The sequence below is a fragment of the Mesorhizobium sp. WSM3866 genome (genome assembly GCF_002294795.1).
In the GTDB taxonomy this organism is placed as follows: Bacteria; Pseudomonadota; Alphaproteobacteria; order Rhizobiales; family Rhizobiaceae; genus Mesorhizobium.
In genome coordinates, this window is sequence record NZ_NSGC01000017.1 from 64463 (window position 1) to 90358 (window position 25896).

General features: G+C 57.6%; 21 protein-coding genes and 3 pseudogenes. 15 read left to right on the forward strand and 9 right to left on the reverse strand.

Annotation, left to right across the window (positions count from 1 at the left end; all coding sequences use genetic code 11):
* Window positions 1-9: 9 nt before the first annotated feature.
* From CK222_RS33565 to CK222_RS27450, 3 genes and pseudogenes are all read left to right on the forward strand, one after another.
* Window positions 10-123: pseudogene (locus CK222_RS33565) on the forward strand (aminotransferase class III-fold pyridoxal phosphate-dependent enzyme); the annotation flags it as partial.
* Window positions 124-146: 23 nt separating this feature from the next.
* Entirely contained in the window at window positions 147-623 is a 477-nt protein-coding gene (locus tag CK222_RS33570) for an aminotransferase class III-fold pyridoxal phosphate-dependent enzyme (protein WP_348628423.1), read from the forward strand.
* Window positions 624-626: 3 nt separating this feature from the next.
* The gene (locus tag CK222_RS27450) at window positions 627-1019 is read left to right on the forward strand and encodes an ectoine synthase (RefSeq protein WP_095776505.1); all 393 of its coding nucleotides are present in this window, start codon (window positions 627-629) and stop codon (window positions 1017-1019) included.
* Between the two features lie 473 nt (window positions 1020-1492).
* On the opposite strand, the gene CK222_RS27455 is transcribed toward CK222_RS27450, so the two are convergent.
* Entirely contained in the window at window positions 1493-2878 is a 1386-nt protein-coding gene (locus CK222_RS27455; RefSeq protein WP_095776506.1) for a PLP-dependent aminotransferase family protein, read from the reverse strand.
* A 159-nt stretch (window positions 2879-3037) separates the two neighbouring features.
* Window positions 3038-4054 (reverse strand): 2-hydroxyacid dehydrogenase, encoded by a 1017-nt coding sequence (locus tag CK222_RS27460; RefSeq protein ID WP_095776507.1) that lies wholly within the window; start codon window positions 4052-4054, stop codon window positions 3038-3040.
* A 314-nt stretch (window positions 4055-4368) separates the two neighbouring features.
* On the opposite strand from CK222_RS27460, the gene CK222_RS27465 reads away from it, so the two are divergent.
* The 8 genes and pseudogenes from CK222_RS27465 to CK222_RS27505 all read left to right on the forward strand — a co-directional run bounded on the left by CK222_RS27465 (window position 4369) and on the right by CK222_RS27505 (window position 12392).
* Entirely contained in the window at window positions 4369-5274 is a 906-nt protein-coding gene (locus CK222_RS27465; protein ID WP_141245927.1) for a peptidyl-alpha-hydroxyglycine alpha-amidating lyase family protein, read from the forward strand.
* A 95-nt stretch (window positions 5275-5369) separates the two neighbouring features.
* A complete protein-coding gene (ehuA, locus tag CK222_RS27470) occupies window positions 5370-6194 on the forward strand; it encodes an ectoine/hydroxyectoine ABC transporter ATP-binding protein EhuA (protein WP_095776509.1) in 825 nt (274 codons plus the stop codon).
* A 99-nt stretch (window positions 6195-6293) separates the two neighbouring features.
* Entirely contained in the window at window positions 6294-7148 is an 855-nt protein-coding gene (ehuB, locus tag CK222_RS27475) for an ectoine/hydroxyectoine ABC transporter substrate-binding protein EhuB (protein WP_095776510.1), read from the forward strand.
* A 152-nt stretch (window positions 7149-7300) separates the two neighbouring features.
* Window positions 7301-7960, forward strand: a complete 660-nt coding sequence (ehuC, locus tag CK222_RS27480) for an ectoine/hydroxyectoine ABC transporter permease subunit EhuC (RefSeq protein WP_095776511.1) — start codon at window positions 7301-7303, stop codon at window positions 7958-7960.
* Window positions 7960-8619 (forward strand): ectoine/hydroxyectoine ABC transporter permease subunit EhuD, encoded by a 660-nt coding sequence (gene ehuD / locus CK222_RS27485; RefSeq protein ID WP_095776512.1) that lies wholly within the window; start codon window positions 7960-7962, stop codon window positions 8617-8619. Before ehuC ends, ehuD begins: the two co-directional genes overlap by 1 nt.
* A gap of 5 nt (window positions 8620-8624) precedes the next feature.
* On the forward strand, window positions 8625-9410 hold the full coding sequence (eutA, locus tag CK222_RS27490; protein WP_095776685.1) for an ectoine utilization protein EutA: 786 nt from the start codon (window positions 8625-8627) through the stop codon (window positions 9408-9410).
* A 501-nt stretch (window positions 9411-9911) separates the two neighbouring features.
* A pseudogene (locus tag CK222_RS27495) lies at window positions 9912-11022 on the forward strand (IS701 family transposase); the annotation flags it as partial.
* Between the two features lie 968 nt (window positions 11023-11990).
* On the forward strand, window positions 11991-12392 hold the full coding sequence (locus CK222_RS27505) for a MucR family transcriptional regulator (protein ID WP_095776686.1): 402 nt from the start codon (window positions 11991-11993) through the stop codon (window positions 12390-12392).
* Window positions 12393-13759: 1367 nt separating this feature from the next.
* Here CK222_RS27505 and CK222_RS32545 read toward each other — a convergent pair.
* A complete protein-coding gene (locus CK222_RS32545) occupies window positions 13760-14017 on the reverse strand; it encodes a hypothetical protein (protein ID WP_170954327.1) in 258 nt (85 codons plus the stop codon).
* 513 nt (window positions 14018-14530) lie between these two features.
* Here CK222_RS32545 and CK222_RS27525 point away from each other — a divergent pair.
* A complete protein-coding gene (locus CK222_RS27525) occupies window positions 14531-14971 on the forward strand; it encodes a MucR family transcriptional regulator (RefSeq protein ID WP_095802530.1) in 441 nt (146 codons plus the stop codon).
* 26 nt (window positions 14972-14997) lie between these two features.
* Here the strand turns inward: CK222_RS27525 and CK222_RS27530 are convergent.
* The 5 genes and pseudogenes from CK222_RS27530 to CK222_RS27545 form a co-directional block, all read right to left on the reverse strand.
* Window positions 14998-15299 (reverse strand): annotated as a pseudogene (locus CK222_RS27530) (DUF2958 domain-containing protein); the annotation flags it as partial.
* A 102-nt stretch (window positions 15300-15401) separates the two neighbouring features.
* The gene (locus CK222_RS31970) at window positions 15402-15656 is read right to left on the reverse strand and encodes a hypothetical protein (protein ID WP_141245926.1); all 255 of its coding nucleotides are present in this window, start codon (window positions 15654-15656) and stop codon (window positions 15402-15404) included.
* Between the two features lie 253 nt (window positions 15657-15909).
* Window positions 15910-17376 (reverse strand): helicase-related protein, encoded by a 1467-nt coding sequence (locus tag CK222_RS27535; RefSeq protein WP_095807913.1) that lies wholly within the window; start codon window positions 17374-17376, stop codon window positions 15910-15912.
* On the reverse strand, window positions 17316-19022 hold the full coding sequence (locus tag CK222_RS27540; RefSeq protein WP_141247139.1) for a hypothetical protein: 1707 nt from the start codon (window positions 19020-19022) through the stop codon (window positions 17316-17318). Before CK222_RS27540 ends, CK222_RS27535 begins: the two co-directional genes overlap by 61 nt.
* Window positions 19023-19222: 200 nt before the next feature.
* Entirely contained in the window at window positions 19223-20164 is a 942-nt protein-coding gene (locus tag CK222_RS27545) for a DUF6361 family protein (protein ID WP_245433311.1), read from the reverse strand.
* A 68-nt stretch (window positions 20165-20232) separates the two neighbouring features.
* Here CK222_RS27545 and CK222_RS32750 point away from each other — a divergent pair, with 68 nt between their 5' ends.
* The 3 genes from CK222_RS32750 (at window position 20233) to hxsC (ending at window position 25094) form a co-directional block, all read left to right on the forward strand.
* Window positions 20233-20388, forward strand: a complete 156-nt coding sequence (locus tag CK222_RS32750; protein ID WP_210199703.1) for a hypothetical protein — start codon at window positions 20233-20235, stop codon at window positions 20386-20388.
* Between the two features lie 2125 nt (window positions 20389-22513).
* The gene (gene hxsB / locus CK222_RS27555) at window positions 22514-23932 is read left to right on the forward strand and encodes a His-Xaa-Ser system radical SAM maturase HxsB (RefSeq protein ID WP_210199702.1); all 1419 of its coding nucleotides are present in this window, start codon (window positions 22514-22516) and stop codon (window positions 23930-23932) included.
* A gap of 73 nt (window positions 23933-24005) precedes the next feature.
* On the forward strand, window positions 24006-25094 hold the full coding sequence (hxsC, locus tag CK222_RS27560) for a His-Xaa-Ser system radical SAM maturase HxsC (RefSeq protein ID WP_170954325.1): 1089 nt from the start codon (window positions 24006-24008) through the stop codon (window positions 25092-25094).
* Between the two features lie 361 nt (window positions 25095-25455).
* Here the strand turns inward: hxsC and CK222_RS27565 are convergent.
* Window positions 25456-25896 (reverse strand): hypothetical protein (locus CK222_RS27565; RefSeq protein WP_245433312.1); only part of this gene is annotated, 441 nt, incomplete at its 5' end.

Below are 25896 nucleotides of genomic sequence, written 5' to 3' on the forward strand. Positions count from 1 at the left end.
CTGCAAAAGCTGGCGGCCGTTGCGCGCAGACATGGAGCTCTGCTCGTCGTCGACGAAATTCAGGCGGGGGTTGGCCGGACCGATGCATTCTTCAGCTTCGAAGCATCTGGGCTCCGTCCAGACATCGTCACAATGGCCAAATCGATATCCGGCTATGGCCTGCCTATGGCCCTCGTTCTCAAGATCGACAACTCGACAAGTGGGAGCCCGGAGAGCACAACGGCACGTTCCGCGGCAACTGCGATGCTTTCGTCACGGCACGCGCAGCTCTCGAGCACTTCTGGCACACGGATAGCTTTGCAGCGTCTGTCAAGGAGAAAGGCAATTTGCTGAAAAGCCGCCTTGATCAGATCACGCAGAAATACGACCCGAGCCGAGTGTCAGCCAAAGGTCGTGGCGTGATGCGGGGCATAGATCTGAAGTCCGGCGAGATTGCCGGTCAAGTCAGCACCGCCTTCCAGAGGGGTCTGATTGTCGAGACCGCTGGTCCCAACGACGAGGTCGTAAAGTGTCAGCCACCTCTGGTCATCGCCGAGGATCAGCTTAACCAAGGCCTCGACATCCTGGAGCATACAATCGAAAGCGTGATCGGCAGCACAGTCAGCACGGCGAGTAGGAGATAAGTCATGATTGTAAGAGATTTCAATGAGGAGCAAAAGACGGCCAGGCGGGTCCAGACGGCGAGCTGGGAAAGCGTGCGACTGCTCCTCAAGAATGATGCGATGGGCTTCTCCTTTCACATCACCACGATCCATAAGGGCGCCCGGCTCAAGATGCACTATCGGAACCACTTTGAGGCAGTTTACTGCATCTCAGGAACGGGTTTTATCGAGAATTCACAGGTGGATGAGGTCCATGTCGTTCGACCGGGGATCATCTACGCGCTTGATAAACATGATGCTCACCTGCTGTGTGCAGAGACCGAACTGGTGCTAGCCTGCGTCTTCGTCCCTCCCTTGGCAGGCAGCGAGGTCCATGATGAGACCGGCGCGTATCCGCTCGACTCGGAGGCGATCTGATGACGCCTCAGAGAAGGTCAATGAGCGTCGACATCGGAGGGCATTCGAGGATTGGCTCCTCCGCCTCTCTTCCCCGCGCTCGTCTGTCTATCGGAACAATACTCCCCAAATGTGCCGTGGGAGCCTTCCCCATTTTGCGCCGTTGCCGGTTCTGCAGGGCGCGAGCACCGTGCACCTCAGCAGACAGGAAAGTGCGACGTTGAGTAGATGCGATCTGGCGTTTCGGAGGACCTTCCTACGACGGGGTAGCGCTGCGAGTGACGTCAGAAGGAGAAGGGGACGTGAGCGCGCATGCAAGACCTCTTGCGGCGCAATACTGGCTGAGGATGCGGGTGACCAACTGTCCAACCCACTTCGCTGAAAGGCTAAAGATAAAACCTCTTCTTGCCTAACCGCCAGCCCAGGGCCCCACATTTGTCTCCGCGGGAGGCGATCTTCGTGGACAGACGGGCTGCGGCAGCTTCGGTGATAGTTTACAGCCTGTGGAGAAGCGGTTCAGGCTCCTCTCTTAGCATAGCGCATATTGTCTCAAGGCCACGCCTCAATTCATCTGGGCGCGTTGATCCTACAGAGATGCGGATTGCAGGAGGCTGCGCGTGTTGCGATAACGTAAATGCGCTGCCGCGTGCGACACCCACTCCCCGGAGACGAGCATTGGCGACGAACCCATCTTCAGTGTGACCTTTTGGCATCGGGAGCCAGATGTGAAGACTTTGCGGGTGGGAAAGATAGGGAACGCCGCCCAAAAGTTCAGCGGCTAGTTTGTGCCGCTCCGCCAACGCTTTCCGCTGCCAGTCGATAAGGTCTTTTGCAGTGCCGTCTTCAATCCAACGGCTGGCAATCTCGGCTATGAGTGGTGTAGCCATCCAGGTCGTTACGAGGGACCGATTTGTGACTGCAGGAATCAAGCTACTCGGAACGACCACATAGCCAGTTCGCAAACCCGGCATAAGGGATTTTGTCAAAGAGGTAATGTAGAATGTCCGTTCGGGAGCGAGTTCAACAAAGGACGTCAGGCCGCGATCGACCAGCGCACCGAGAGGATCATTTTCAACAATAAATAACCCATGGCGCCGCGCGATTTCAGCGATTTCCGCCCGCCGCCCGTTGCTCATAATACTGACAGTTGGGCTGATGGGACCAGGCATGATGAACAGAGCGCGCGCCTTGTGCTCCAAGCAAGCCTGCTCCAACGAATCCGGACAAATGCCCTCCGAATCTATTTTTACCGCATGGAGCTTCGAGCCGAGGTACGCGGCGAGCGGGCTTAGCGTGTGGTGGCCTATTTCCTCGGATAGCAGAGTTGACCCCGGGCTTAGAACGGACATCAACGCAAGTGTCATGCCGGGCGTTGCACCATTCGTGACCACCAAGTTGCGTTCGTCGACTTCGATGCCATACGATCGCAACCAGTCGACGCCCATGCTGCGATGGCGGGCCAATGCATTATTTGGCCGGAATGAGAAGAAATTCGTATGGGGAAGATCCACCGCGAGGTCCCGGAGCACCCTACTCATATGCTGAAGATGGGTTGAACCACTCACCGGCTTCAAAATCGAAAGGTCAATCGATGTTTCGGAGCGTTCAGGGGAGTGAGGATAGGCTGGTTTATCGAGTGAGAATTTGACGAAACTTCCACGACCGACTGTGCTTGTGACCAACCCCCGTCTAGCTAATTCGTCATATGCCCGGCTAACGGTCTGGGCTGAAATCTTCAAGCGGAACGATAACTCGCGGTGCGTCGGCAAGCGCGCACCCTCCGTCAATTTGCCAGCTTGGAGAGCCTCGATGACCCTTTCTGCTAAAGAAAGATAGATGGGACGTTCGAGCGAACTCGGATCAGGTAGCCACACATCCATATTGCACGATCCTCTTAGGGTACGGGAGAAGCCCTAACAAACTCAATGAATTGCGCTATCCGATGTATCACTGAAGTTCCCTAAATGAAGCGGCCGGTCGCACGATGGCGACCAGCCGTTCTTGTCATCAACACCTTTCGGAAAAAGCTGCAAGGTTCTTCAATATCCTAAGTCGAGATCGATTTTCCAAGTAAGAGGCTTGTCGCTCTGGAACTCAAGCAAGCTTTCCACAGAGCGCGCTATGTTGCGCTCGAGAACGTCATCGGCATTAGCTCCCTGATCACCCGTACCGATGACATTCGGCATCCTCTGGATCCCCGTTCGCGAGGGCACCGGAAAATGATAACTTGCGGGGAAGGCGTTGTTATATGTCCACCAGACGTCAGAACCGTAGCCTGCTATCTTTCCGGTTTTAAGAGCATCATAGAGGGGTCGTTCCTGTATCAGATTGCCACGAGCGATGTTTACGAGGAATGCCCCTGGTTTCATCGCATCTATCTCAGCAGCCCCAAAAAACGAATTCGTTTTGCGGGTGATAGGTGTGGCCAACACAACGTAATCGCTGCTTCCCAGCACCTGCCCCATCTGGTCGACGCCGAAAACCGCGTCCGCCGCACCCGCACCGAGTTCAGGATGGAGGCGAACACCCAAAACTCCCATGTCAAAAGCCTTGGCGCGCTGGGCGATCGCACTTCCAATCTGCCCTAGGCCGATTATTCCCAGTGTTCTGCGATGCAACATCGCTGAGCAGGAATCGCGATCGTAAACTGGCACTGGGAGAGCGTCGACGCAGGCCTGGTGCTTCGTGATCAGACGCTTTGCCAGCCCCAGAATGATCGACATCGCATGTTCGGCAACTGCAATACTGTTGGCGCCTCGCAAATTAGTAACTTGGACGCCCATTGTCTTCAGGCGAGCTAAGTCAAGTTCATCACAGCCGGCGTGCATCCAGCATATCACCTTCAATTTCTTTGCGACGTCCAACGACCCTTCGGGCAAAACATATCCAACGAAGGCGTCTACGTCTCCAAGCGTTTCCACGATCGATTCTAGTGTTAGATCGAAACGAGAAAGATAGGGCTCAGGACGCGGCCTTACGAGAGTAGCGCCGGCAAGCGACCGCTCAAACGTTGACACCTCTTCGTCCGTAGCGTGCCATCCCAATAAAACTTTCATTTGATCCTCTGATCCTTTTTAAACGCTAAGTCGCCTGCTGGTAGCATCAGTTTTGACATGTCTCAATAGCAAACTTGCATCATGTCAATAGGACCTCACCGCCCGACCCCGAAGAACGAGAGGCGCGGCAAGGGCATCGCAATCTTCAGTTGTTACTCCTCCGGCAACAAAAGATCACGATTAGCAGGCGATTGAATTGAGGCAATTTCGCGATTGACAGCTTTTTTAAAACGCACGAATAGTGACATTGCCCCATATCGGGCCGTGTCAATGGCTGCAGCCGCGCACCACGTCCAGCCCAGGAGAATAAGAAATTGAAAGTACTAGGGTCGGGTCAGTACCGCTTTGAACGGGTCGAGAGTTGGCCAAACGTCCCAAAATATTTTGAGATGGGGCAACCAAGCGACGTTGCCATCAACTCCTCGGGAGAGATCTTCGTTCTCTCTCGAGGCAAACATCCGGTAACCATCTGGACTCCGGAGGGGGACTTCATTGGGTCGTGGGGCGACGGCATGTTCTCAGCTACACCCCATGGAATATTCATCGGTAAGAACGACAATGTCTGGATAGTGGATTGTGGCGCTCACGTCGCGATGGAGTTCGCACCGCACGGCGAGCTTTTGCGCACACTAGGAAACAAGAATTCAGCATCACCTACTTGCGAGGGGCGCTTAGTCCACGCGCAGCCGTTCAACTTGCCTACGAATCTCGCGATTGCACCCAACGGAGATATCTTCGTTGCGGACGGTTACGGTGGCCACAAGGTCCACCGCTTCAATTCCAAGGGTGAACTGCTGCTGTCTTGGGGGCGTCAAGGGCGCGAACCAGGCCAATTTGAGCTGGTCCACAATGTTTGGATCGATAGCAGGAACAGAGTTCTTGTCTGCGATGACGAGAATGACAGAGTTCAGCTCTTTGATACCGAAGGCAAATATTTGGAAGAATGGACGCTTGGTAATCCTAGCGGTATTTGCATTAGAGATGACATTGTTTACTTCGCTCAACTACAGCCGTTCGAGGACAAGTCAAATGGAAGGGGAAGCGGATCGATCTCGCTATATAACTTGGATGGCGTGCTTCTTAGCAGCTGGGATAATACGGCGGGTGGCAACAAAGACACTCTGATCGGGCCGCACGATCTCTGTGTAGCTGAAAACGGCGACATTTATGTCTGCGAAGTTTACGGCTGGCGTGTATCAAAGTTCCGAAAAGTCCAATAATCGCTCAAAGGTGTAAGTGTTGGCTTTTTAGGAGCCGTTTCGGTGGCGAGTTGAGACCCACTACACTGAGGCAATCTTTTCCCGCTGGAGTACGAATGAGACATTTTTCGCAATCTCTTGATGAGGCGCACAGCAAGCCGGCGCCTATGATCGGGATCAACGGAATCTCGAAGAGTTTTGGCGCCTTCAAGGTGCTCGACGGTTTGTCGATGCAGGTTATGCCCGGCGAGAAGCTGGCGCTGATCGGTCCATCAGGCTCGGGCAAGACGACGATCCTGCGCATCTTGATGACGCTGGAGAAGATCGACGGCGGCCATATCCAGATCGACGGCGAGCAGCTCTATCACATGGAGCGCAACGGCCAATTGCTGCAGGCCGATGAGCGGCATCTGGCCAGGATGCGCCAGAAGATCGGCATGGTCTTCCAGCTCTTCAATCTCTTCCCGCACAAATGCGTCATGGACAACGTGACCCTGGCGCCGATGCTGACCAAGAGTGCCGCGCGCGCCGCCGCCGAGAAGCGGGCGATGGAACTGCTGGACATGGTGGGCCTCGCCGACAAGGCGAAAGCGATGCCCGGGCAGCTTTCCGGCGGCCAGAAGCAGCGCGCGGCGATCGCGCGCGCCCTGGCGCTGTCGCCCAAGATCATGCTGTTCGACGAAGTGACCTCGGCGCTCGACCCGGAACTCGTCGAGGAAGTGCTCAACGTCATGCGCAAGCTCGCGGCCGAGACAGACATGACGATGCTTCTGGTCACCCATGAGATGGGCTTCGCCCACGATTTTGCCGATCGCGTGCTGTTCTTTGACCGCGGCAGGATCGTCGAGGAAGGCAAGCCCGATGAGATTTTTCGCCATCCCAAACAGGAAAGAACGCAGAGCTTCCTGAAGAAGATCATCGCGGCCGGACATAGGGTCTAACCGCGATGCATGGGCGACGCAGTCCATCCCGAGGTAACGAAATATCCTCGACGCTGTGCGCCCAATTCGAGCAACAAAAGAGACAAAGGAGTTGGGAACATGAAGAAACTAGGCATTCTGACCGGCGTCGCCGGCCTCGCTGTCACCACAATGCTGCTTGCCTCCGGCGCGCGGTCGGCGGATGACGCCAAGCTGGATCAGCTCAAGCAACAGGGCTTCGCCCGCGTCGCCATTGCCAACGAGCCCCCCTATACGGCGGTGGCGGCCGACGGCAAGGTTTCGGGAGCGGCGCCCGACGTGGCGCGTGAGATCTTCAAGCGACTCGGCGTCAAGGACGTCGTCGCCTCGATCTCCGAATACGGCGCGATGATCCCCGGGCTGCAAGCTGGCCGCTTCGATGTCGTCACCGCCGGCCTGATGATGAAGCCGGAGCGTTGCGCGGCGGTTGCCTACTCCGAACCCGTGCTTTGCGACGCTGACGCCTTTCTAGTGAAGAAGGGCAACCCAAAACATTTGATGACTTATGAGGATATCGCCAAGAACACATCCGCCACCATCGGTGGACCGGGTGGCGGACTTCAGGCGAAGTACGCTCTAAAAGCCGGCGTGCCAAGTGATCGCTTCATTGTTGTGCCTGACGGTCAGAGCGGCCTGAAGATGGTGCAGGACGGGCGCATCGACGTCTATACGCTCCCGATCCTCTCTATCACTGACCTGGTCAAGAAGGCGAACGATCCCAACCTCGAAGTGATCGCCCCGGTGCAGGGGCTGCCGGTCTCGTGCGACGGCGCCGCTTTCAAGAAAGGCGACGAGGCGTTGCGCGATGCTTTTGATACCGAACTCGCCAATTTGAAGAAGTCAGGCGAATTCGCCAAGATTGTCGAGCCGTACGGGTTCTCCGCCAAGGCGGCTATGTCGACCACGCGCGAGAAACTCTGCGCCTCGGCGCAATAGGACCTTGTCTGACCTCGCAGCGGGAAGATCGGCGAACGGGAGGGGTTTCGGACCGCGTCTGTTAACCCCACCGGACGTGCCGCAGCAAGTCCCGACGGATATGAAGTCAGCCCAAGGCAAGTCTTTAGCTTCTAATTGGCAACCCCGATCCCATGACAGACTGGTCCGGATATCTTGACTTGATTTTGCAGGGTGCGGTGGTCACGGTGCAAATCACCTTGATGGGCGCAGCGGTCGCACTAGCGATGGCATTCATTGCTGGCATGGGACGGCTGTCACGCTTCTTCTTGTTGCGCGTCCTCGCGACGGCCTATATCGAGTTCTTCCGCGGCACGTCGGGCTTCGTGCAGCTGTTCTTCGCTTACTTCGTTCTGCCTTTCGCTGGCCTAACGCTGACGCCGCTGCAGGCCGGCGTGCTGGCCCTCGGTCTCAATGTCGGCGCCTATGGGGCGGAGGTGGTGCGCGGCGCCATCCTGTCGGTCGGCCGCGAGCAATATGAGGCCTGTACGGCGCTAAACCTCAGCCGTTGGCAAGGCATGCGCCATGTCATCCTGCCGCAGGCGCTGCTGGTGATGCTGCCGACCTTCGGCAACAACGCCATCGAGTTACTCAAGGCGACCTCGGTGGTGTCACTGGTTTCGCTTGCCGACCTTACCTTCCAGGCGCAGGTGGTGCGCTCGCAAACAGGCAGCACGCTGATGCCGTTCCTCTCCGTCCTTATCATCTATTTCGTGCTTTCGATGATCATCTCCTGGGGTGTGCGGTCCTTGGAACGCCGCTTGGCGCGCGGGCTCGACGGAGTGCGCGTCTGATGGAATGGGATTGGAACTTCGTTCGGGAGATCATGCCGGTCCTGCTCAAGGGTGTGAAGATCACCATCCTAGCCACAGTGCTTGGCTCGATCCTGGCTGCGATCGTCGGCCTAGGAATTGCGCTGGCGCGGCGCTCGGACAACTTGCTCGTCTCGCGCAGCGTCGGCTGGTTTGCCGAATTCATTCGCGGCACGCCGCTCTTGGTGCAGCTCTATTTCATCTTCTACGTGCTGCCCGATATCGGCATCCTGTTGCCTCCGCTGGTGGCGGGCGTCATCGGGCTTGGCCTGCATTACGGCACCTACACGGCGGAAGTCTATCGCGCCGGCATCGACAATGTGCCGCGCGGCCAGTGGGAGGCGGCCAAGGCCTCCAATCTCAAGGGACGCCACACCTGGACGCACATCATCCTGCCGCAGGCGATCCCGCCGATGATCCCGGCCTTGGCCAACTATTTCATCGCCATGTTCAAGGAAACACCCCTTCTCTCGGCGATCACCGTTCTGGAATTAATGAACCAGGCCAAGGGCGTCGCCAACAGCTACTACCGCTATATCGAGCCTATGACGCTGGTCGGCGCCTTCTTCCTCTTCATCAGCCTCTGCTCCGTCGTGCTGTTGCGCTGGCTGGAGCATCGCTACGGCAGGATCGAAAGATGAAAGTCATGAATGCATTGCCCGAGATCCGCCTCGAAACGGCACGTCCCGCGCTTGACGCGCGTCCGCTGGAAAAGCGCGTCGGGCTGATCGCATTAGCCACCGACCACACCAGCGAGGTGGACTTCCGCCGCATGGTGGCGAGCGAGCGGATCGGCGTGTATGTCGCTCGCATTCCCTATGCCAATCCGACGACAGCGGAAAATCTGCGCAAGATGCAGCCGTCCCTTTCGGCCGGCGCGGCGCTCATCTTGCCGGACGAGACGCTCGATGCCATCTGCTACTCCTGCACCTCTGCCTCAGTAGTGATCCGCGATGCCGAGATTGAGGCCGCGATCCAGGCGGCTAAGCCCGGCGTTCCCGTGGTCACGCCGCCGATGGCAGGCGTGCGCGGCCTAAAGGCCTTAGGGGCGAAGCGCATCAGCATTCTCACGCCTTATACCATCGAGACCAGCCGGCCGATGGCCACCTATTTCGCGGCGCATGGTTTCGATATCAAGAGCTTCACCTGCCTCGACTTCAAGGACGATCGCGAAATGGCACGCATCAAGCCCGCTTCCCTTGTGGACCTCGCGCGCAAGGCAGCGGATGCGCAGGCCGATGCGCTGTTCGTCTCCTGCACGGCGCTGCGCGCGGCTCTCGCAGTTCCCGACATGGAAGAAGCGATCGGCCGTCCGGTCGTCACCAGCAATCAGGCCAGCGCCTGGAACTGCCTGCGGCTTTGCGGGGACGGCGCAGCGCGGCCCGAATTCGGCCGGCTGATGATGAAGCGGCCAGGAGATAACTCCCACTAAGGAAAGCTCTCCAAGGTTCCCCTCGACTGCGGTCGTTGCCCTACGAACTCGCAGGACTTGCGCATACCTTCCCGATGCTCCGCGCACCATCGAACCCCGAGCATACATGAGGTCCGGATATGAAGTAATCGCTACAAAATAAGGCTGTCACCTTTTGCTTTGTTTATGCTGTTCTTGGATATCTCCTACTGATCCGCTGCCAGCTAACGCTTATTAAACATATCTAACTTTGTCGCGCGAGCCCCTGTTTGCGATTTCCTCGGTAATCCTTCGCGGAGATGCTTGCATTGTCGTCTACGTCGGAGTTATGGCAATCACGGGTTGTTAAGTCAAGCTTGTCTCGAACAATAGAATGTGAGGGTTGAGCGCCGCTCAAATGTCGCTCAGGCATTACTGTTATCGCGAGAAAATACCGGAGAGCTGTTCACAGGTGAATTAGTTGTTTTTTGTCGATTCTGCGCGGGCGGCCAAAAGGGAGTTATTGGGAATGATTGAATCGATATGACACTGGAGATATGGGCCTCGGCAATGCCCGAGGTGAAGTCCCGGATCAGGAGACTTTTCCCTCAGGAACGTGTGGCGATTTCGGCCGGACTGTTCCTTAAAGGCCTGCTCCGGGATGCGCATCGCAAAACCGGGTGGATGCGCGCCGAGGCTGCGGGTGACCCTGGGCCGTGGTGCCAACAGGCCATTCTCGGAAGGGGCCGGAGGGACGCAGACGTCTCGCGCGACATTGTGCGCGAATATGCCCTCGAAACGTTGGCTGACGCCGAAGCGGTCCTGGTGATCGATGAGACGGTTTTCGTCAAGCAAAGCAAGACGTCCTGTGGGGTAGCGCGGCAGGTCAATGTCTCGACGGGCAAGACGGCAAATTGCCAGATCGGCGTGTTCGCCGCCTATGCATCCAAGCACGGGAATGCTTTCGTCGATCGCGTGCTGTATCTGCCAAGGGCCCTGCACGGAAGACCCTGCCCGCCTTGCGCAGTCCCACGTGCCTGGGGCAGGACTTTCGCGACGAAGTCCCGCCTAGCAATTGATATGATCGCGCGTATCGTCTCAGCCGACGTACCCTTCAGTTGGGTAGCCGTCGACTTGGTCTACAGTGACGTCGACATCGAGATGGCCCTACGACGCTGGTCCAAGGGATACGTGCTCGCCGTTAGCGCAGACCATCATTTCGCTTTCCGAAATCGCCTTTTTCCGGAAGGAGGAATGGCCGAAGATATCGCACGGAACCTCGATCTCTCCGGTTGGCGGATATTCCCCCCAGGAGAGGCGCTAAAGGGCTCTAAATCATGGGCTTACCGCCCGTTCACTGACACGGACCTCGCGCAATTCGATAAAATCCGCTCAGGCCTCTGGACCGCAGGGCTCTTAATCCGACGCGATGCCAATCAGGCTCTCAGCTACTTTTCAACATGGTCTCCAGTGGGAACTGAGATCGAAACCTTTGTCGCAGTGCACCAATGCTGCAGGATTGTCGAGGAAAACCTCCGCACGGCGAAGAACGAGCTGGGCCTCGACCATAACGAAACCGTTCTTGGCGCGGGTGGCATCGCAACGTCTCGCTCGTGCATTCGCGATGGTGTCGACCGTTCGCCACAAGGCGAGCCTCGACCCCTCGGGAGCGGTTGGAAGGCTCATGGAAACGAGCCGCCGCTTCGAACGCTTACCGAGGCCTCCCAGGAAGCCGAAGCCGGGATCGCTCGGCGCCGCGGCCGCTGTCCATGGCAAGATCAATCCCGCGAACGTAGCCGCAAGCCCTTGCCGGTCAAAACGCAATAGTAGCGTGAGGTTTCCATCATGACACGAGATCCACCCCTCTTCCGAAACAGGACCGACCAGGCCGCCGGATTAGCTTGGATTGGGAGAAATTCATGCGACAAATGCCTCATCGGTGATGGATCGACCCTGAGCAAGGGCGTAGCGCGAAGCTCTGCGAGGGCACGCGTTTCGGGTTGGAGCGAGTGTCAGTTGTCCTTTAGGGAGAACGCCGTTTGAAAGCCGGGATTCCAGTGAAACAGTCCAGAAAGTTGCAGAACTTGCACCATGCCCAGGCAATGTTGAGACAAATTCGTCAGACGGCGCAGTCAGATGGTGAGAGCCTCCTGACCTATTTGGTCGAGATGGCTTACCTAGAAGCCAGCGATCGAATTCGGGCAATTTGGCATGCAACCCGGGCGGAGTCCGGGGGCGGGCGCACTGGCGAAGAGAATGGCCCACCGACCTAGGCCCTGCCCTTACTTGGACAAGCACGTAATCTTCGTTGAGAGGTTAGGCTCGATCCTCAACCGGCCGTACTCGAAGTAAACGAGATGCCATCCCTTCGATGGCTGCAATGAGACCTAGTGGGAATGTGCAGTTTGCGCCTTTTGAGATGACGCCTTCAACCTGCGCCGCACATTTGGACCGCCAGCACGTCTCGAATAGGAAGGCTTACAGAAAGAAAGGAGCATGATTATGATTGACGACAATACCGAGCGCACAAGCGCAGAGGACGCCAATACAGAACAGACGGGCGTGATTGAGGAGAATACTGCGCGCATAAACGTGGATGAGAAGGCTGCCGAGGCGCCCAGCATGGATTTACTGTCCCTTACGGCAGATATTGTCGCGGCTTACGTCCGGATGAATGCGATCCCTGTTGCCGGACTTCCGGACTTGATCGCTAGTGTCAATTCTGCGTTGAGGGCGATTGTTGTGCTGCCGCCTGGTTCAGAAGGCCCCGGGCTCGTTCCGGCAGTCAACCCCAAGCGGTCCGTGTTTCCCGACTATATCCTCTGCCTGGAGGACGGAAAAAAATACAAGTCCCTTAAACGCCATCTCAAAGCCCATTTCGGCCTGACACCCGAGGATTATAGAGCAAAATGGGGACTTGCCCATGACTATCCGATGGTGGCGCCTAACTATGCTGCTCAGCGTTCTCGTCTTGCAAAGTCAGCTGGTCTCGGCCGCAGGTCAGCCGTCAAAACACCAGTGTGAAGATCCAACCTCGCTGCTTGCTGGCGCCTTCTGATTTTTTTGCCACGGCAAACGCGTCCTCACCTAGGGAGTGGGGTGATGGGAATGCGGTTCAGCCATGACGTAACCGGCGAACTGCATGGTGGCACAGGCTTCTCAAAGCCCATGTTGCAATCGTTCTAGCGCTGATTGGGATCTCGTCTGCCGCCTCATGTCGCGGCCGACAACCGACCTTGGCTGCCGATCCAACTCCTATGGACGTCATCGAGCGAGCCGCAAAGGGCGCAAGGCAGGTTATGACATAGGGAAACAGTTCTGTTCCGAATGGGAAGCATGTGGGCCGGCCCCGCGGACGGCCAAGGTATGAGGAAGCCTAGAACGTCCCTTCACGGATGTAGCCGGGAAAATCGTGCTGTGGTAGCGATGGGCAACCTCGCCCCTCGTTCCCCGGCGGTTAGGCGGAACTGCCTTTCTCCTATCTTTGCTATAACAGCGGCGGTCTTAGCTCGCACCCTCCTCCTTTTCGAGCCACGGGTGCCCCAAATGACAACTTGGGGGGGCGTTGCCTATTGCAACAAGTCGCTTCGGAAACTCTGTAAACCGCTGATCGCCAGCCAGCGCGCCCGCGCCAAGTGCGATGTCCAGGCATCAAGTGCCCGTGCCGGTTCACGCTTAGGGTCGATTTTCAAGATGTCCCAAGCCGCGTCGCTCCAATCGGCGCCCTCTGCTTCCGCGACCAGCAAGGCAGCGTAGGCGGCGATGTGCGCTTCGTCATAGGCGGTGACGGCGGCCCGATCGGGGGCCTTATCGTCGATCTCAAGTTCCGAGGTGGGAAATATCTCCCAAGCTTCTGGCTATAGTGACGGCGCGTCCTCTCTGCACCTGCCCTATCATACTGAGGCGGAGATTCAACCATTTCGTGCGCCTGGTACCCGAACCGCGCGTGCGCCACCGCTTCTCTCCATCACCATTATTGCTGTTATGCAGGTATCGCCGTCGACACGTATGTCGAATAGAACCGATCCTCCGGTTTTGTTCGCGGCGCCAGCCACGCGATCACCGAACGGTTGATGCACGCCCTCGCGGTAGCCGAGTGACGGCCCAAACAACGCCAGTTTAACATGCTCCGCCACCATGACTGCTGGGGTGCACGCCGGCTGGCGCAAGCGGCTATAGCAAGGGCTGGTTATCCACACTTCAGCCGCCGACTCCGCAGCCGATGCGGCGTCACAGTCGCGCTATTTGCCGGCGCTACCTTCGAGCGTCGGCCCCGTGTTCAGGCCCTTTGCTGCTACTCGCCGGACTTTTCCCAGGAGCCTCTTAGTCTTCGCCAGGGTCCTCGTGGATAGACCCGCAAGGCTTTTTGGATGGCGCAAGGAAGACTGATGCTAGGACGTGGATTGATTAGAGCGTTGCGCCAGGACGACGCTCAACAGGTGCGCGCGCGCATTGCCGAACTGGGGCGCGACCTCATGACGACCACGCCTTTGCGACGCCATCGACGTTTCGACGCCGGCCATGAACTTCCCGAAGGCGAAGTTCCGCCTGGAGAAGCTCGAACAATGCATCAGCCAAATACCGGAGAGTTCTGGGCGATAGCGGAAGCTTCGCCGGTTGCCATCCTTGCTCGCCGAGGTTGACAGCATTCATTTCCCCTTCATTCAACGTTCCTGATGGCAGTCTTTCTGCCGAGCGAGCCGGCCACCGCCTGATAAATATGGCCGACCGGGCTAGGCTATGGAAGGCTGTCGACGGCCCGGGTCCATCGACGATTGCCATTTGCTATTCACCCGGCTGCGCCGCGTTTGGACACCTGTACAACGTTGCTTACCAACTGACGGGCATGTCTAGGCAGCATGCTAAAATAATCTTTGAAAGCTTTCAAAAAATGGGAAGAGGAAACGTGGTTCGCATAATCCAGCCCCGCCTTCATGCCCATTGCCTAGCGTCCGTTGAGGCAATTTCATCTCTCTATACGATTTTCAGGCTGCAGGGTTTGGCGTGGGTACGCTTTGCCGCTAAACAAAAGATCGTTTTGCCCTCGCGTCATACAGAAATATCAAATATCCGGATTGATCGGACAAATTCCAAGTGGCATAGGTTGATTGCATATCGTCACCTGACGGATATGAGGACGTGGTGATTGAAGGAGCACGCCAATGCCCGGGGAACCAAACAATAATATGATTGAACTTACTGCCGATATCGTTGCTGCCTATGTCCAAAAGAACGCGGTTCCAGTGTCCGGATTGCCGGATTTGATCGCGAGCGTGAATTCGGCATTGTCGAATATTAGCCCGCCATCTCCCACACCAGAGCCTGTCCCCAAACCGGCAGTTAATCCCAAAAGGTCGGTGTTTCCGGACTACATCATTAGCCTTGAGGACGGCAGGAAATACAAGTCACTCAAGCGGCATCTTGCGACCAGTCATGGGCTGACGCCTGACGAATACCGGACGAAATGGGGTTTGGCCAAGGACTATCCCATGGTTGCGCCGAGTTATTCGGCGACCCGATCGGCATTGGCAAAGTCGCTGGGCTTGGGACGAAAGCCAGCTCCAGCCAAGAAACCAGCGACGAAACGCAAGGCCAGGGCCTGAGGTCTGGCCGCTATTGCCTTGGGCACTCAACGCCACCCGGAAGGCTGGCGTTGAGCATCGTGACGAACGTCACACCTGGATGCGGCCGAAGCGTGAGGCTCACTGGCATAGGCCGACAGCGGCTTGTCCGGCTTGAAACACAGGTCGCGTTCGACAGGCAAGCCCAGGCGGCCACGAACGGCAGCGAGCTCGTAGAGGCTCAGACTACCGATCTCAGGTAGCCAAGTCCCAGGTCCTAAAGTCCAAATGCGAGGTCAGGGTGCTCGGGGTAAATTTCCGTCAGGAGCCAGGTCGCGCCGGCATCCGGCGTGAACAGCTTAAGGACCGGGACGAACTCGGTTCGTCGTCGGTGCCGCGGAGAGGTGCTGCTGGCGACCATTCGCCAGCAGCTTCTCCCGCAGTCTTTGGTCAAGATCTGCATGGCGGCCTCCTATTCGTCAGCCTTAGGCGTGCGCAGGACGACCCGCCCGTCGATGGGCAGTGCGTCGAGGAGGAGCGTTCCGCCCTCGCCGTCGTCGTGGGCGAAGAGGGAGCCGATGTGGGCCCAGAAGCCCTTCTGGCCTTCCCTGGCGTCGCGCACGGTGTAGGTTTGGTAGAGCGGCCATTTCGCCTCGGGTTGGTGTTGCGATTGTTGGTCATGGTCTTTTCCTTTGGTTGATGGTTTCTGTCCCGGAGGACGTTCCAAAGAAGACGGCTGCGCCGGCTAGAAGGGAACGTCATCGGCTCCGGCGGACTAGCGACGGAAAAGGCGACTGCCAACCGCATGGCACCGAGTGTGATGGCCGGATTCGTCGCCACAATCCTTCCCGTGGTGACGGTCGATGGTCCGGTTGTTGGACCCACGACTCGCGAAATGCGCGGTAAGACGTATGATCCCTAATCTCCCGTACCGAATAAAGGGCATTGCGGCGATGTGGCAACGCTCCTGTCCGCTTTAGTTAACCGGCCTCATGTCGGCAACGGCCGAAATGGGGGGCGCATTGCTGCGTTTCGTAGGCCCGCTTCGAGAACAGACATCCTAGGGCCGCAACCTGGATCTGGAGCTCGTCGAACTCGCTGGCATCGAAGCCATCACCGACTAGCCGGACAAGGTGCGCCAGGAGATCGTCCTGCCGTGGCTGCCCAAATGCCAGCCGGTAGACCGTCAGGCTTCGTTTCAGCCATTGGAGCCGTTTCTCCTCTCGGCTCAATGGTATCAGCGGCGCGCGCCGCTCCACCTTAGTCGAGCCTTCAAAGATCCAATATGGAATGAGCTCGTCGCGGCTTTTGGTAGCGCGTCGTGCTGCGGCGAACATGGCGGCCCAGGGGTCTGCAGGTGGCATTCGGCCTTGTCGCACTGCGTCAGCGTGTGCCTCGGCGACGTTCAGGCGAATGGCGTGGCCCTTGAAGCGGTGAACGCGCCCTTCACGCTGCTCCAGATCGACCGGGTTACCGGGCAAGTTCCAGTGGTAGACCCGGTGGCAAAACGGGTGAAAGTCCAAACCCTCCTGGCCGATCGAGGTCGTGGCAAGGACGAATGGCCTGAAAGGCGAATTGAAGGCTTCGCGGACAGTTGACAGCCGGACGGCACCACCTTCCTCATCCTTGAGTTCGGCCAGCCGCATGGCAAACCGACCGCGCATCTTGATAGGCTTCTTGAAGACGAAGCGTCCGTTCTCAGCCCTCACGTCGTCGACCTCGATCTGGGAGGGGCGAATGGACAGCGCCCTGACCATGGCCTCTGCCACACCTCTTGCGCGCTCGGACGGCGTTTTGGCCACCAGCCCCTCGCCTTCAACGAGATAATGCACATATTCGTCGAGAACGGCCTGGAGATTGTGTGCTCCGCAATGGGCGAGAACGCTGCGCCAATAATGCTCATCGCTCTCCTGGCGCAGCAGCGCCACGGTCTCATGCTGGTTGAACAGGGTTCGGAAGCCCCAGGCAACATGGGCCGCAGCCTCAAGCAGCTCTGGCGCGTCCCAGGCAAGTTCAGGTGCAATGCGTCTGATAGCACGGACGGCGCATACCGCGGGGCTGCCTAGTGCAATATCGACGAGCAGTTCCAATGTAGCTTCACTGCCATCTTCTCCGATGCCTTTTGCGGAGATCAGCTCGACGACGTGGTCCCGGAAGCCGGCTTCATTGCCGGTCGAGGCGAACGCTCCGCTCCGGAGCCACTCCGACGCCCGATTGCCAGCCGCAACATTCAGCAATGCGACGCTCGACCATTCCCAATCTCGCGCGCTAGAGTTGTCGCCATCCTCGGCCCTGGGAAGCCCAGCAAGACTTTCGGCAAGCTTGTGGCGCAGGGCGGTCCGCATCTCCTCGGTGGAGGGCCGTTCGGCAGCTGCGGCAAAAACCGCTAAGGGGTCCCCGAGTTCGGCCAGCAGTGGGGAGGGGTAGATGAGATTGAGAGTGCGCACGCGGCCGGTCGATTGTTGGCGTCGAGCCGGAATTGCAAAGGCCGGCGTTTCTCTGCGTCCGAGTAGGCCAGCTTCGTTTCCGCAGCCCCCATACGCCGCTCGGCTTCGTAGGAGATGAGGGCTGCGAGCGCGTCCGGCACCATCTGCCAGGCGGAGAAGACCAACGCCTTGGTCAGCGTCGGCGCTTTTGCCTCGTCGCCATAATAGGGGAGCGACGGAGATATCCAGAGGTGCTGATCGAGTTTGGCGTCGAATAGGTCCGACATCAGTGCCCTGAGCCGGGCATTTCCCGGCTCGACCGGCTTGTACTTCTCGATGTCGTCCATCCGCAGTGCCAACGCCTCCGCCTCGGCGACTGCTGCGACAAGGGCGGGGTCTGGCTTCGCCACCGCGTCCTTGAGCAACTTCTTGAGCTTATACTCCCGCATGAAGTTCAGCAGGTAAGGCGCGGACTTCCAGTATTCGATGATCTCAGGCGCCCCGGCGCTTCGCGCGACCTGAGCCGCCACAATGGCCTGACGAAGATCGTCCGCGGCTATCTTCGCTTCCATTGATGGCTCGCTCAGCATCGAGTCCCTCTCGATGGTGCTGTCGATCCTTTCGGTGCGACTCATCACCTTCTTGAGCCGCGCTTCGATGCCCTTTCGCGCCTTCTTGGCTTGCTTGGTCGCGGCCGGCAATCGCTGGAGGAAACGGCGGAACTGGCGCATCTCGAGGTCGAGTTCATCCGCAACTGCGGACGCGCGATCGCGACCGTGCAGGAAACCGATGGTCTTGAGGAAATCCTTATAGTGGTCGCCGTCATCGGGTGAATCCTCGGACAGGGTCAGCATCTTATAGGGCGTGGCCGACAGCAGCAGGGTGCGGGCACTCGCTTCCTGATCCCCATACTCGAACAGCGCGCGCGCCAGGTCGGCGGCATCGTCGTCGCCCGAGAGCAGCTCGCGGAAACGCTGGAATTCGTCGAGGATGATCAGGTCAGGTTGCAACGCCATCACACAGAGGACCAGGACCTGGTCGAATTTGCTCAACGTGGCTGCAGGCACGCAGGCGAGCTGGTCGGGCCTGCTGATCAGTTTCTTGGCTGCGCGCGGTGCCAGGGCAGCCAGATGCTCCAAAGCCTCTTCGTCAACGAACGGTGACATCACGGCGATGCTCCTGCTCCTGGTTGGCTTCCAGCCGCCGGTCTTGATGCCATTGACGTGGAAATCCAAGGTGTCGCAGCCTGCGGGCATATCCCATTCGACGTATCTGAGTTCGTCGGCCATCGCCAAGGTCACGCGTTGCCGCGCGTCATCCATTGACCCGACGGCCATGCCTGGCAATTCCTTGAGCAGATCGTGCAATGGCCTGTTGCCAGCGGAAGGCCTCGAGACAACCTTGCCATCGAGTGACAGCGCAGCGTCCCAGGATCTATCGCGGGTTAGATTGCGCGACAGGATCAGCAAGCGCATTTTAATTGGATCGTCGGCGTAGAGCGGCTTGAAGCGCAGTAACCAGAGCTTGGGATGGAAGCTGCCATCGCCTGGCGACTTCACCTCAACCACCATCTTCTCAAGGAGGGAGGCCAGGCGTGATCCTTCGCCCTTGTCGGCATTGATCTGCCCGGCGTCGACGTACGACAAGCCTTTTGGCAGTGCGTTCAAAGGCTTCGAGCAGTGCGACGTGGTCGCTCAGGACATCGTCTCGGTTCTTGGACGACAAGAAGGCAATGTTGACCGGGACAGCCAGGGCCGTCTCGAAATCCATCGAGAAGGTTGTGGCCACCCCGCAATCGAATTCGTAGCCCGGAGGAGCCTTGAGGCTATCGCCGTAGAGCAGGCGCGTTTCTGGATCCAGTGGCGACTTAGCCACGGGCAAGATCCTGCAAATGACGGCTTGCTTGCGACCAGCGGAACTGAAGGCGGTAAGCGCCAGACGATCCCTTCCAGCGGCCCAGTGCTGCTTGGTTGGTGAAGCGCGACTGTCCCTTCTTCAGGCGCCGCTCTCGCTCCTTCACCAATGCCTGCCCTTTGGCCTTGTCTCGCTTGAGGCCGCCGCTGGTCTTGAGCAGTTCGGTCCAATCGATCACGAACCGTCGCGCGGGCTCGAGCACCCGATGCGCCGGGTGGCGGATCTCATCCCAGAAGTCTTCCAGCGACCAGTGCTTCAACCGGGCAAGATCAAGGTCCTGCTGCCACTTCTCGATCTCCGACTTGTAGTTCTCGACCCAGTCATCCTTGTCACGCAGCTGGCTGAGCTGGAGATTGTACTGGAGGGCAGCGCCGTACATGGCCTCTGAGAAGATCGAGGCGTGCTCGACGAGGCGGCGCATGCGGGCGGGGAATTCGGAAACGTGCGGATGTGCCCAAATGTAGCCGGCCCGAGCATTGCCGCCCTTTCGAGCGAGGAAGGTAAGCAAGCTGTCGGGATTGCTGGCGTTGAGACGGTCCACGATGAATTCGGCTTCTTCGTCTTTCAGCGCAAAGCTCGCATTTTCGAAGAGGCCTTTCGGCGCCGCGGGAAGCTGCGGGTGCCATAGCGCTGACCCGGAACGGTTCGCACCATAGTCGTCTTCGTCGTGGTCCCTGCTGGTCTCTTTCGGCCAGGAAGGCAGCGAGGCGGCATAGGAGTCGATTGATCCCGGGAACAGCCGGATTCCCCAATTCTCCAAACCAGCCCAATAGACGCTGGCAGGCAGTCTTTTCAATTCACGGCCGGCATTCACGCCGATAACGCCATTGTTCTCCTTGCCTGCAACCAGGGCATTGCGAAGCTTGAGCTGGTCGGACCGCATCTGGTCCAGCACCTCGATGGAATTTCGATGGCGAGGAAGCCGAGAGAAGATCCAGGGGACGAACAGTAGCGGAGGCGGGTTTGGACGGTGCTGGTGCCGGGGAAGAGGTGATCGGCGATGGAATCCCGGATCGCGCCCAGACCGAGTTCATCTCTTGCTTCCTGCTCGGTGAAGAGCTGCATCAGGGCATGGGCCCGTTCGCGCTCCTTTTCGTCAAAATCAATCCATCCGATTGAAGACAAGAGTATCTCCACGCATGGGGTGCTCCTAAAAAACCAGGTGTGTAAACTGCTTGGTTCATCCCTAGACCAGCTATGGCACCATGCAGGAATTGACCGGCGCGAGCAACTAGGAGTCAGAAGTTATTCTCAAGAGCGTTGCAGTGTCCGACATGCAAGAATTAAACTCGGTGTTATTAAAAAACGATAGGCGAGGCTCTTGGCAGTTGTTCGCTGGGAAAATCACAGCAGATGGGAAATGCCTTGAGAGGACCGGCGGGAGAGAGGGCAGCGCCAGCAGGCAGTGAGCGATGCGTCGAGCCATGTTCTCACACAGTCTCCCACCAAAAAACTACGCGTCCGGCTCCGACCCTCAATTTGTCACTCGCATGGCAAGGACGTGTTGTCCGGTTTTGAGATCTCGCGAAAGCTCGTCGAACGACTCAAATGGGGCGCAAAGCCGCCATTCGGTTAAGCTGGTAGTCCACCGGCTCGATGCCATGGTGTCACCCGTAACTCGGTGAGCACCGCACGGCGTAACATCTAGGTTGGCACCGACTATTTGTGACACCTTAGCGACGGGCCTAAACCCCGAAAAGTCACTTGGGGGTATCCCCTGAAGTACCATGCGGTGCCACGCGGACTCGACGTCTCTGGACGTCATGTGAAAGACTAAATTCATACGGAGTAGTATGTTCTATTCGAGTTTGCGTTGGCGACGAACTCCGCCACGACAAGAAATAGTCTTGCGCCTGGTTTTCGCCTCAAGAGGCAGCTCCCTGTGTCGAGTTTTATGAGGGACGCGAGTGAACTGGATTGAACAACACTCTTCCTAACGTTGGTCAAGACAACTAGCGCCAAGGCCGAGCTGCCGGCGAGGTAGTAGTGGCTGGGGTGTGGCGTCGGAAGCTACTCCGAACGACTTCCCTAAGTACTGACCAATGTTCGTCGACGCAGCTAAATAGGATTCGTGTCAAATCCGCAAAAAGATCACTTCCTGCCCGTGTTCTACCTCTCAGTGGATGCGAGATGAGAAGGTCGTGGAATACAGGAAAGTTTATAGCGCCGAATTTTGGATCTCCCGCAGCCGGTGCGATGGCCGAGCAGAGTGGCAGCTAATAGCGCGAAAGTTGGTTCCACCGAGGGATCAAATTCCTTGTCGACAAGGAGACGCCTCCGGCCGATCAACGGCCCTACACTCGGTCTTAACGTAGGCTTCTCATAGTCTCCCAGACACCTAATGGGAACGTGCCACTCAAGATGCGGGAGAGCCTGCTGCGATAGCTGCGACGCTGAATTGATCAAGAGACAATGGTGCAGCCGCCTATCTTGCATGGGTTGTGGGAGGTGACCTCCGGGACGTAGCCGACGGTGAGCCGAGCTGTGGGAGTTAGCGTCCGCGAAGACAATGCAGTATTGAACAATCATATTAGTGGAAGCTTAAGCACTTCTGCGTAATTGGTACTTGCCCAGCTTGACGGGCCTTGCTAATGATTCCGTGCAAACGGGGGTTTGGAAAATGTCAAAACGCAGTTTTCTATCGCCAGTGGCCTTGTCGGCCACGATGATTCTTGGCGGCCAAGTACAGGCCGCAACGCTTGTCGAATCGGCAAATCAGCCTTCGACCAAGCTGGCAGAGGCTGGGACGGTTCCAGCGGACCTCGGCTACGGTGAGGTTCTCGACCGCTCCAATGGTACGGGCGTCATCATGGCGTACCATACCAGCCATTCGAGCCATGCTAGTCACGGGTCTCATTGCTCTGGCTACAGTTATTGCTGATGGCGGACGCTCCTCGCGATAGCGAGCTCGTCCGGACTGCCCAAGCCAAGTTTGATCTGTCTGTCTTCGGTCTCGATTGTGTGAAGCGCGCAGCGTACCGGGCAACCGGGAACGCTGCCATCGAGATTGCCATCGAAGGCGGCTTCGCCGTTTGCACGATCAACTTCAGTAAGGCGGTCGGGCGAGCTTCGGCGGACGCAGCGATAGAGAGGCTGCGGCTCGAGGTGTTGGACCAAGACCTGCGAGGCACGATCGCAGCCGAAACAGCTTCAGTTAGGAATGCGATATTGGCATTGGCCTTCTCGAGATCGGGCCTACAGGCGGATGACTAGGTTTGCTCCGGCGAGCGACTTTCGCCGACCAGTGGACGACACGTACCAGCTGGCTTACTTCCGTTTTTCGCCGCTGGATGACGAACGGTATGTCCTGACGAACCAAGCCGGTGAATTTCTGGTGCTGCCGCGCGCCGTGCTGGCTTCCCTTGTCAAGCACGAACTGCCAAGCACCCACCCGGCGTACTCCCGTCTTCGCAGCCGTCAATTTCTGTTCGATGCCTCCTCAAATTTGGGGCGAGACCTGCTGGCGCTAAAGGTTCGCACCAAGGCAAAGCGGCTTGAGAACTTCACGTCGCTTCACATCATGGTCGTATCCCTCCGGTGCGAGCATTCCTGTCCATACTGTCAGGTTTCTCGTCAAAGCGAAGATCGCTCGGCCTTCGACATGTCGGAGGAGACTGCCGAGAAGGCATTAGCGCTTATTTTTCAATCTCCAAGTCCGGCGATAAAGATCGAGTTCCAAGGCGGCGAACCCCTCCTAAACTTCCCTCTGATCCAGCATGTCGTGCGCCGGGCTGAAGAGATCAATCAGACAGCCGGACGATCCTTGCAGTTCGTTATCACGACAAACCTCGCCGTCGTGACGAACGAAATCCTAGAGTTTTGCCGCCAGCATCGCATCCTGATCTCCACATCGCTAGATGGTCCGGCTGCCCTTCACAACGCCAACCGCCCCCGCCCCGGAAAAAACAGCTGCGAGTTGGCCGTCGCAGGCATTCACAAGGCTAGAAACGCCCTCGGCCACGAGCGAGTTAGCGCGTTGATGACCACTACGAAGGCTAGCCTCTCGCAAGTCCGCACGATCATCGACGAATACGTTAGCTTGCAGTTCCCGGGGATATTCCTTCGACCGCTCTCTCCATACGGTTTCGCCGTCAAGACGAAGTTCTATGCCGCCTACGACGTGGACCGCTGGCTCGATTTCTATTTCGAAGGACTGAACTACATCCTGGAGCTCAATCGGAGGGGAATTCCGTTCAAGGAGTTTTACGCGGCGACCATCCTCACGAAGATGCTGACGCCATTCGAGCCGGGATACGTGGACCTTATGAGCCCAGCTGGCATCGGTATCTCAGCCGTCGTCTACAACTACGACGCCAGCGTATACGCCTCCGACGAGGCTCGAATGTTGGCTGAAATGGGCGACAAAACCTTCCTGCTCGGGAATGTTCACGAAAACACCTACGCTGAGATCTTTGGGGCCGATGCCCTACTGGACCCAATCGAGCAATCCTTCGCGGGTTCAGTCCCAATGTGTTCCGAGTGCGCTTACGAGCCGTTTTGTGGTTCCGACCCGGTGTTCCACACCGCAACGCATAGCGACTTCGTTGGCCTCAAGACCCGCTCCGGCTTCTGCAATCGTAACATGTCGATCTTCAAAAGATTGATTGCGCTCATGGAAAGCGACGTTGCTACTCGTGAGCTGTTTCTAAGCTGGGCGAATTAAGATGCTACGTTTGAGCGGATTTGCTTCGTCAGCCAGCATCGAACCGTCCGCCCCTCGATCGGCACTCCGGCTTATGACCTCAACAACAGGTCAGGCGCCGAATCCAGATCATGACGCCTATCTTTTCCGGGGTGACAAGTCTGCTCCTGACTGCCGATGGGTCGTGACCTTTGAAGAGCATCAGGCCGAGGCTGAGGAGATCTTCTCAAACCGAGAGCTGATCGTTCTGCCTGATTACTTTTCCTACCTCGGCGATGGAGACGTTATCCGCTTCGGGCCGGATCGAAAGGCGGTGCGCGTCCTCTTTCGCAAGCAGGCCAACGCCAACTATTTCCTGGTGACCGAGCGGTGCAACCATCTCTGCTTGATGTGCTCTCAGCCGCCAAAAGATGTCGATGATCACTGGCTGGCGCGAGAAATCATAGATGTGCTGCCGCTGCTGCCCTCAACGACACCGTTTCTCGGCATAACCGGAGGAGAGCCAACGCTAGTCGGCGAGGACTTTTTCGAGATTTTGTCCTGTGCCCGCGACCACCTCCCCTCCACGCCAATCCACATTCTATCAAACGGCCGGTCATTCAAGGACAAGGCGTTCGCACAAAGATATCAAGCGATTGGGCATCGCCGCCTTTCGATAGGCATACCGATCTATTCCGCGGACCCGGAGGTTCACGACTATGTCGTTCAGTCCAAAGGCGCTTTTGACGAGACAATCCGTGGGATCATGAACCTGAAGGCCGTTGGGGCTGAAGTCGAGATACGGGTTGTGGTTCACAAGCAGACTTACGAAGGACTGGCCGACCTGTCGGATTTCATTTTTAGAAACCTGACTTTCGTCGATCACGTAGCGTTTATGGGCCTTGAGATCACTGGGTTCACAAGGGCGAATATGGATAAGCTCTGGATGGACCCCTACGATTATAGAAGTGAGTTGCGGGCGGCAGTCCAGTATCTGGGTGCCGCCAGGATCAACGTCTCTGTCTACAATCACCAGCTTTGTCTGCTTGATAGATCCCTCCATGGATACGCAAAGCAGTCGATCAGCGACTGGAAAAATGAATATGTAGAGGAATGCAACGACTGCTCGAAGCGCAACCAATGTGGCGGCTTCTTTTCATCTAGCAACCTCGCGCGAAGCGCCCACATCTCAGCATTTCAATAGCGTCTTGCTTTCATTTCATCCGCGGTCGATGCATGCTCCCAGAATTGCAGGGGTGACGACGGCTTCCATGGAACGCGTTGACTATGAGTCGCTGATATCCAAGACCGCCCTACCCGCCTTGACCGCGAGGTAGATCAGAGCGGGGATGGATATCCGCCCTCCGCAGGGTCGATGATCACCTTGCACCAGTTCGATAGCGACTTCCACAGGTCACTGTCCATGGTCGTAAGATTGATGGGGAGGTCTTGCGCGTTCCGCTGTACGGTGTGCTTCAACTGGATCAGCAACTGGCTACCATCAGGACGTTCAACGTGGACATTATCGAGAACCTCAAGGCCCACGACTTGGCCGCTCTTCACTTTTAGCAACTCATGAGAAAGTAATAATACTGATAGTCGACACCGATTTGATTTATCTGGCATGTTGAAGAAGTCTGCCGTATTGCCTTGAGGATGGCCTCGTCGCCGTTGTGGTAGGTGAATGTGATCTCGATCGAGCCGTCGTCGAGCAGTTCGGCGTGGCCATCGTCTGTGACTTCGTCCATCTCGTCACATCCGGCCCATGTGAAGTGAACGATCGAGGGGCTGTAGCTGAGATCGAGGCCGGCTTGCAGGACGCCAAAGGCGATCTCGCCATTGTTGTCGCCGCCGATGGTGATCATGGCGGGGCCGCCGAGGTTTAGGTAGCTGCGATCCCACAGATCCGCTTCGACGATGCGCCAGCGGTGCGTGTTTCGGTAATTCCCGGACACCCTTTTCGCTAAATCCCGGACAGTGATTTCAGTAATTCGCGGACAGCGATT

Bases quoted from the DNA above. Each gene is read 5' to 3' on its own strand.
- CK222_RS27450 (WP_095776505.1), top strand. From the start codon at position 627: ATGATTGTAAGAGATTTCAATGAGGAGCAAAAGACGGCCAGGCGGGTC.
- CK222_RS32545 (WP_170954327.1), bottom strand. From the start codon at position 14,017: ATGCTGTCAACCTCGGCGAGCAAGGATGGCAACCGGCGAAGCTTCCGC.
- hxsC (WP_170954325.1), top strand. From the start codon at position 24,006: ATGACCTCAACAACAGGTCAGGCGCCGAATCCAGATCATGACGCCTAT.
- ehuC (WP_095776511.1), top strand. From the start codon at position 7,301: ATGACAGACTGGTCCGGATATCTTGACTTGATTTTGCAGGGTGCGGTG.
- CK222_RS27455 (WP_095776506.1), bottom strand. From the start codon at position 2,878: ATGGATGTGTGGCTACCTGATCCGAGTTCGCTCGAACGTCCCATCTAT.
- CK222_RS27460 (WP_095776507.1), bottom strand. From the start codon at position 4,054: ATGAAAGTTTTATTGGGATGGCACGCTACGGACGAAGAGGTGTCAACG.
- ehuD (WP_095776512.1), top strand. From the start codon at position 7,960: ATGGAATGGGATTGGAACTTCGTTCGGGAGATCATGCCGGTCCTGCTC.
- ehuA (WP_095776509.1), top strand. From the start codon at position 5,370: ATGAGACATTTTTCGCAATCTCTTGATGAGGCGCACAGCAAGCCGGCG.
- CK222_RS27505 (WP_095776686.1), top strand. From the start codon at position 11,991: ATGGATTTACTGTCCCTTACGGCAGATATTGTCGCGGCTTACGTCCGG.
- ehuB (WP_095776510.1), top strand. From the start codon at position 6,294: ATGAAGAAACTAGGCATTCTGACCGGCGTCGCCGGCCTCGCTGTCACC.
- CK222_RS27525 (WP_095802530.1), top strand. From the start codon at position 14,531: ATGCCCGGGGAACCAAACAATAATATGATTGAACTTACTGCCGATATC.
- eutA (WP_095776685.1), top strand. From the start codon at position 8,625: ATGAATGCATTGCCCGAGATCCGCCTCGAAACGGCACGTCCCGCGCTT.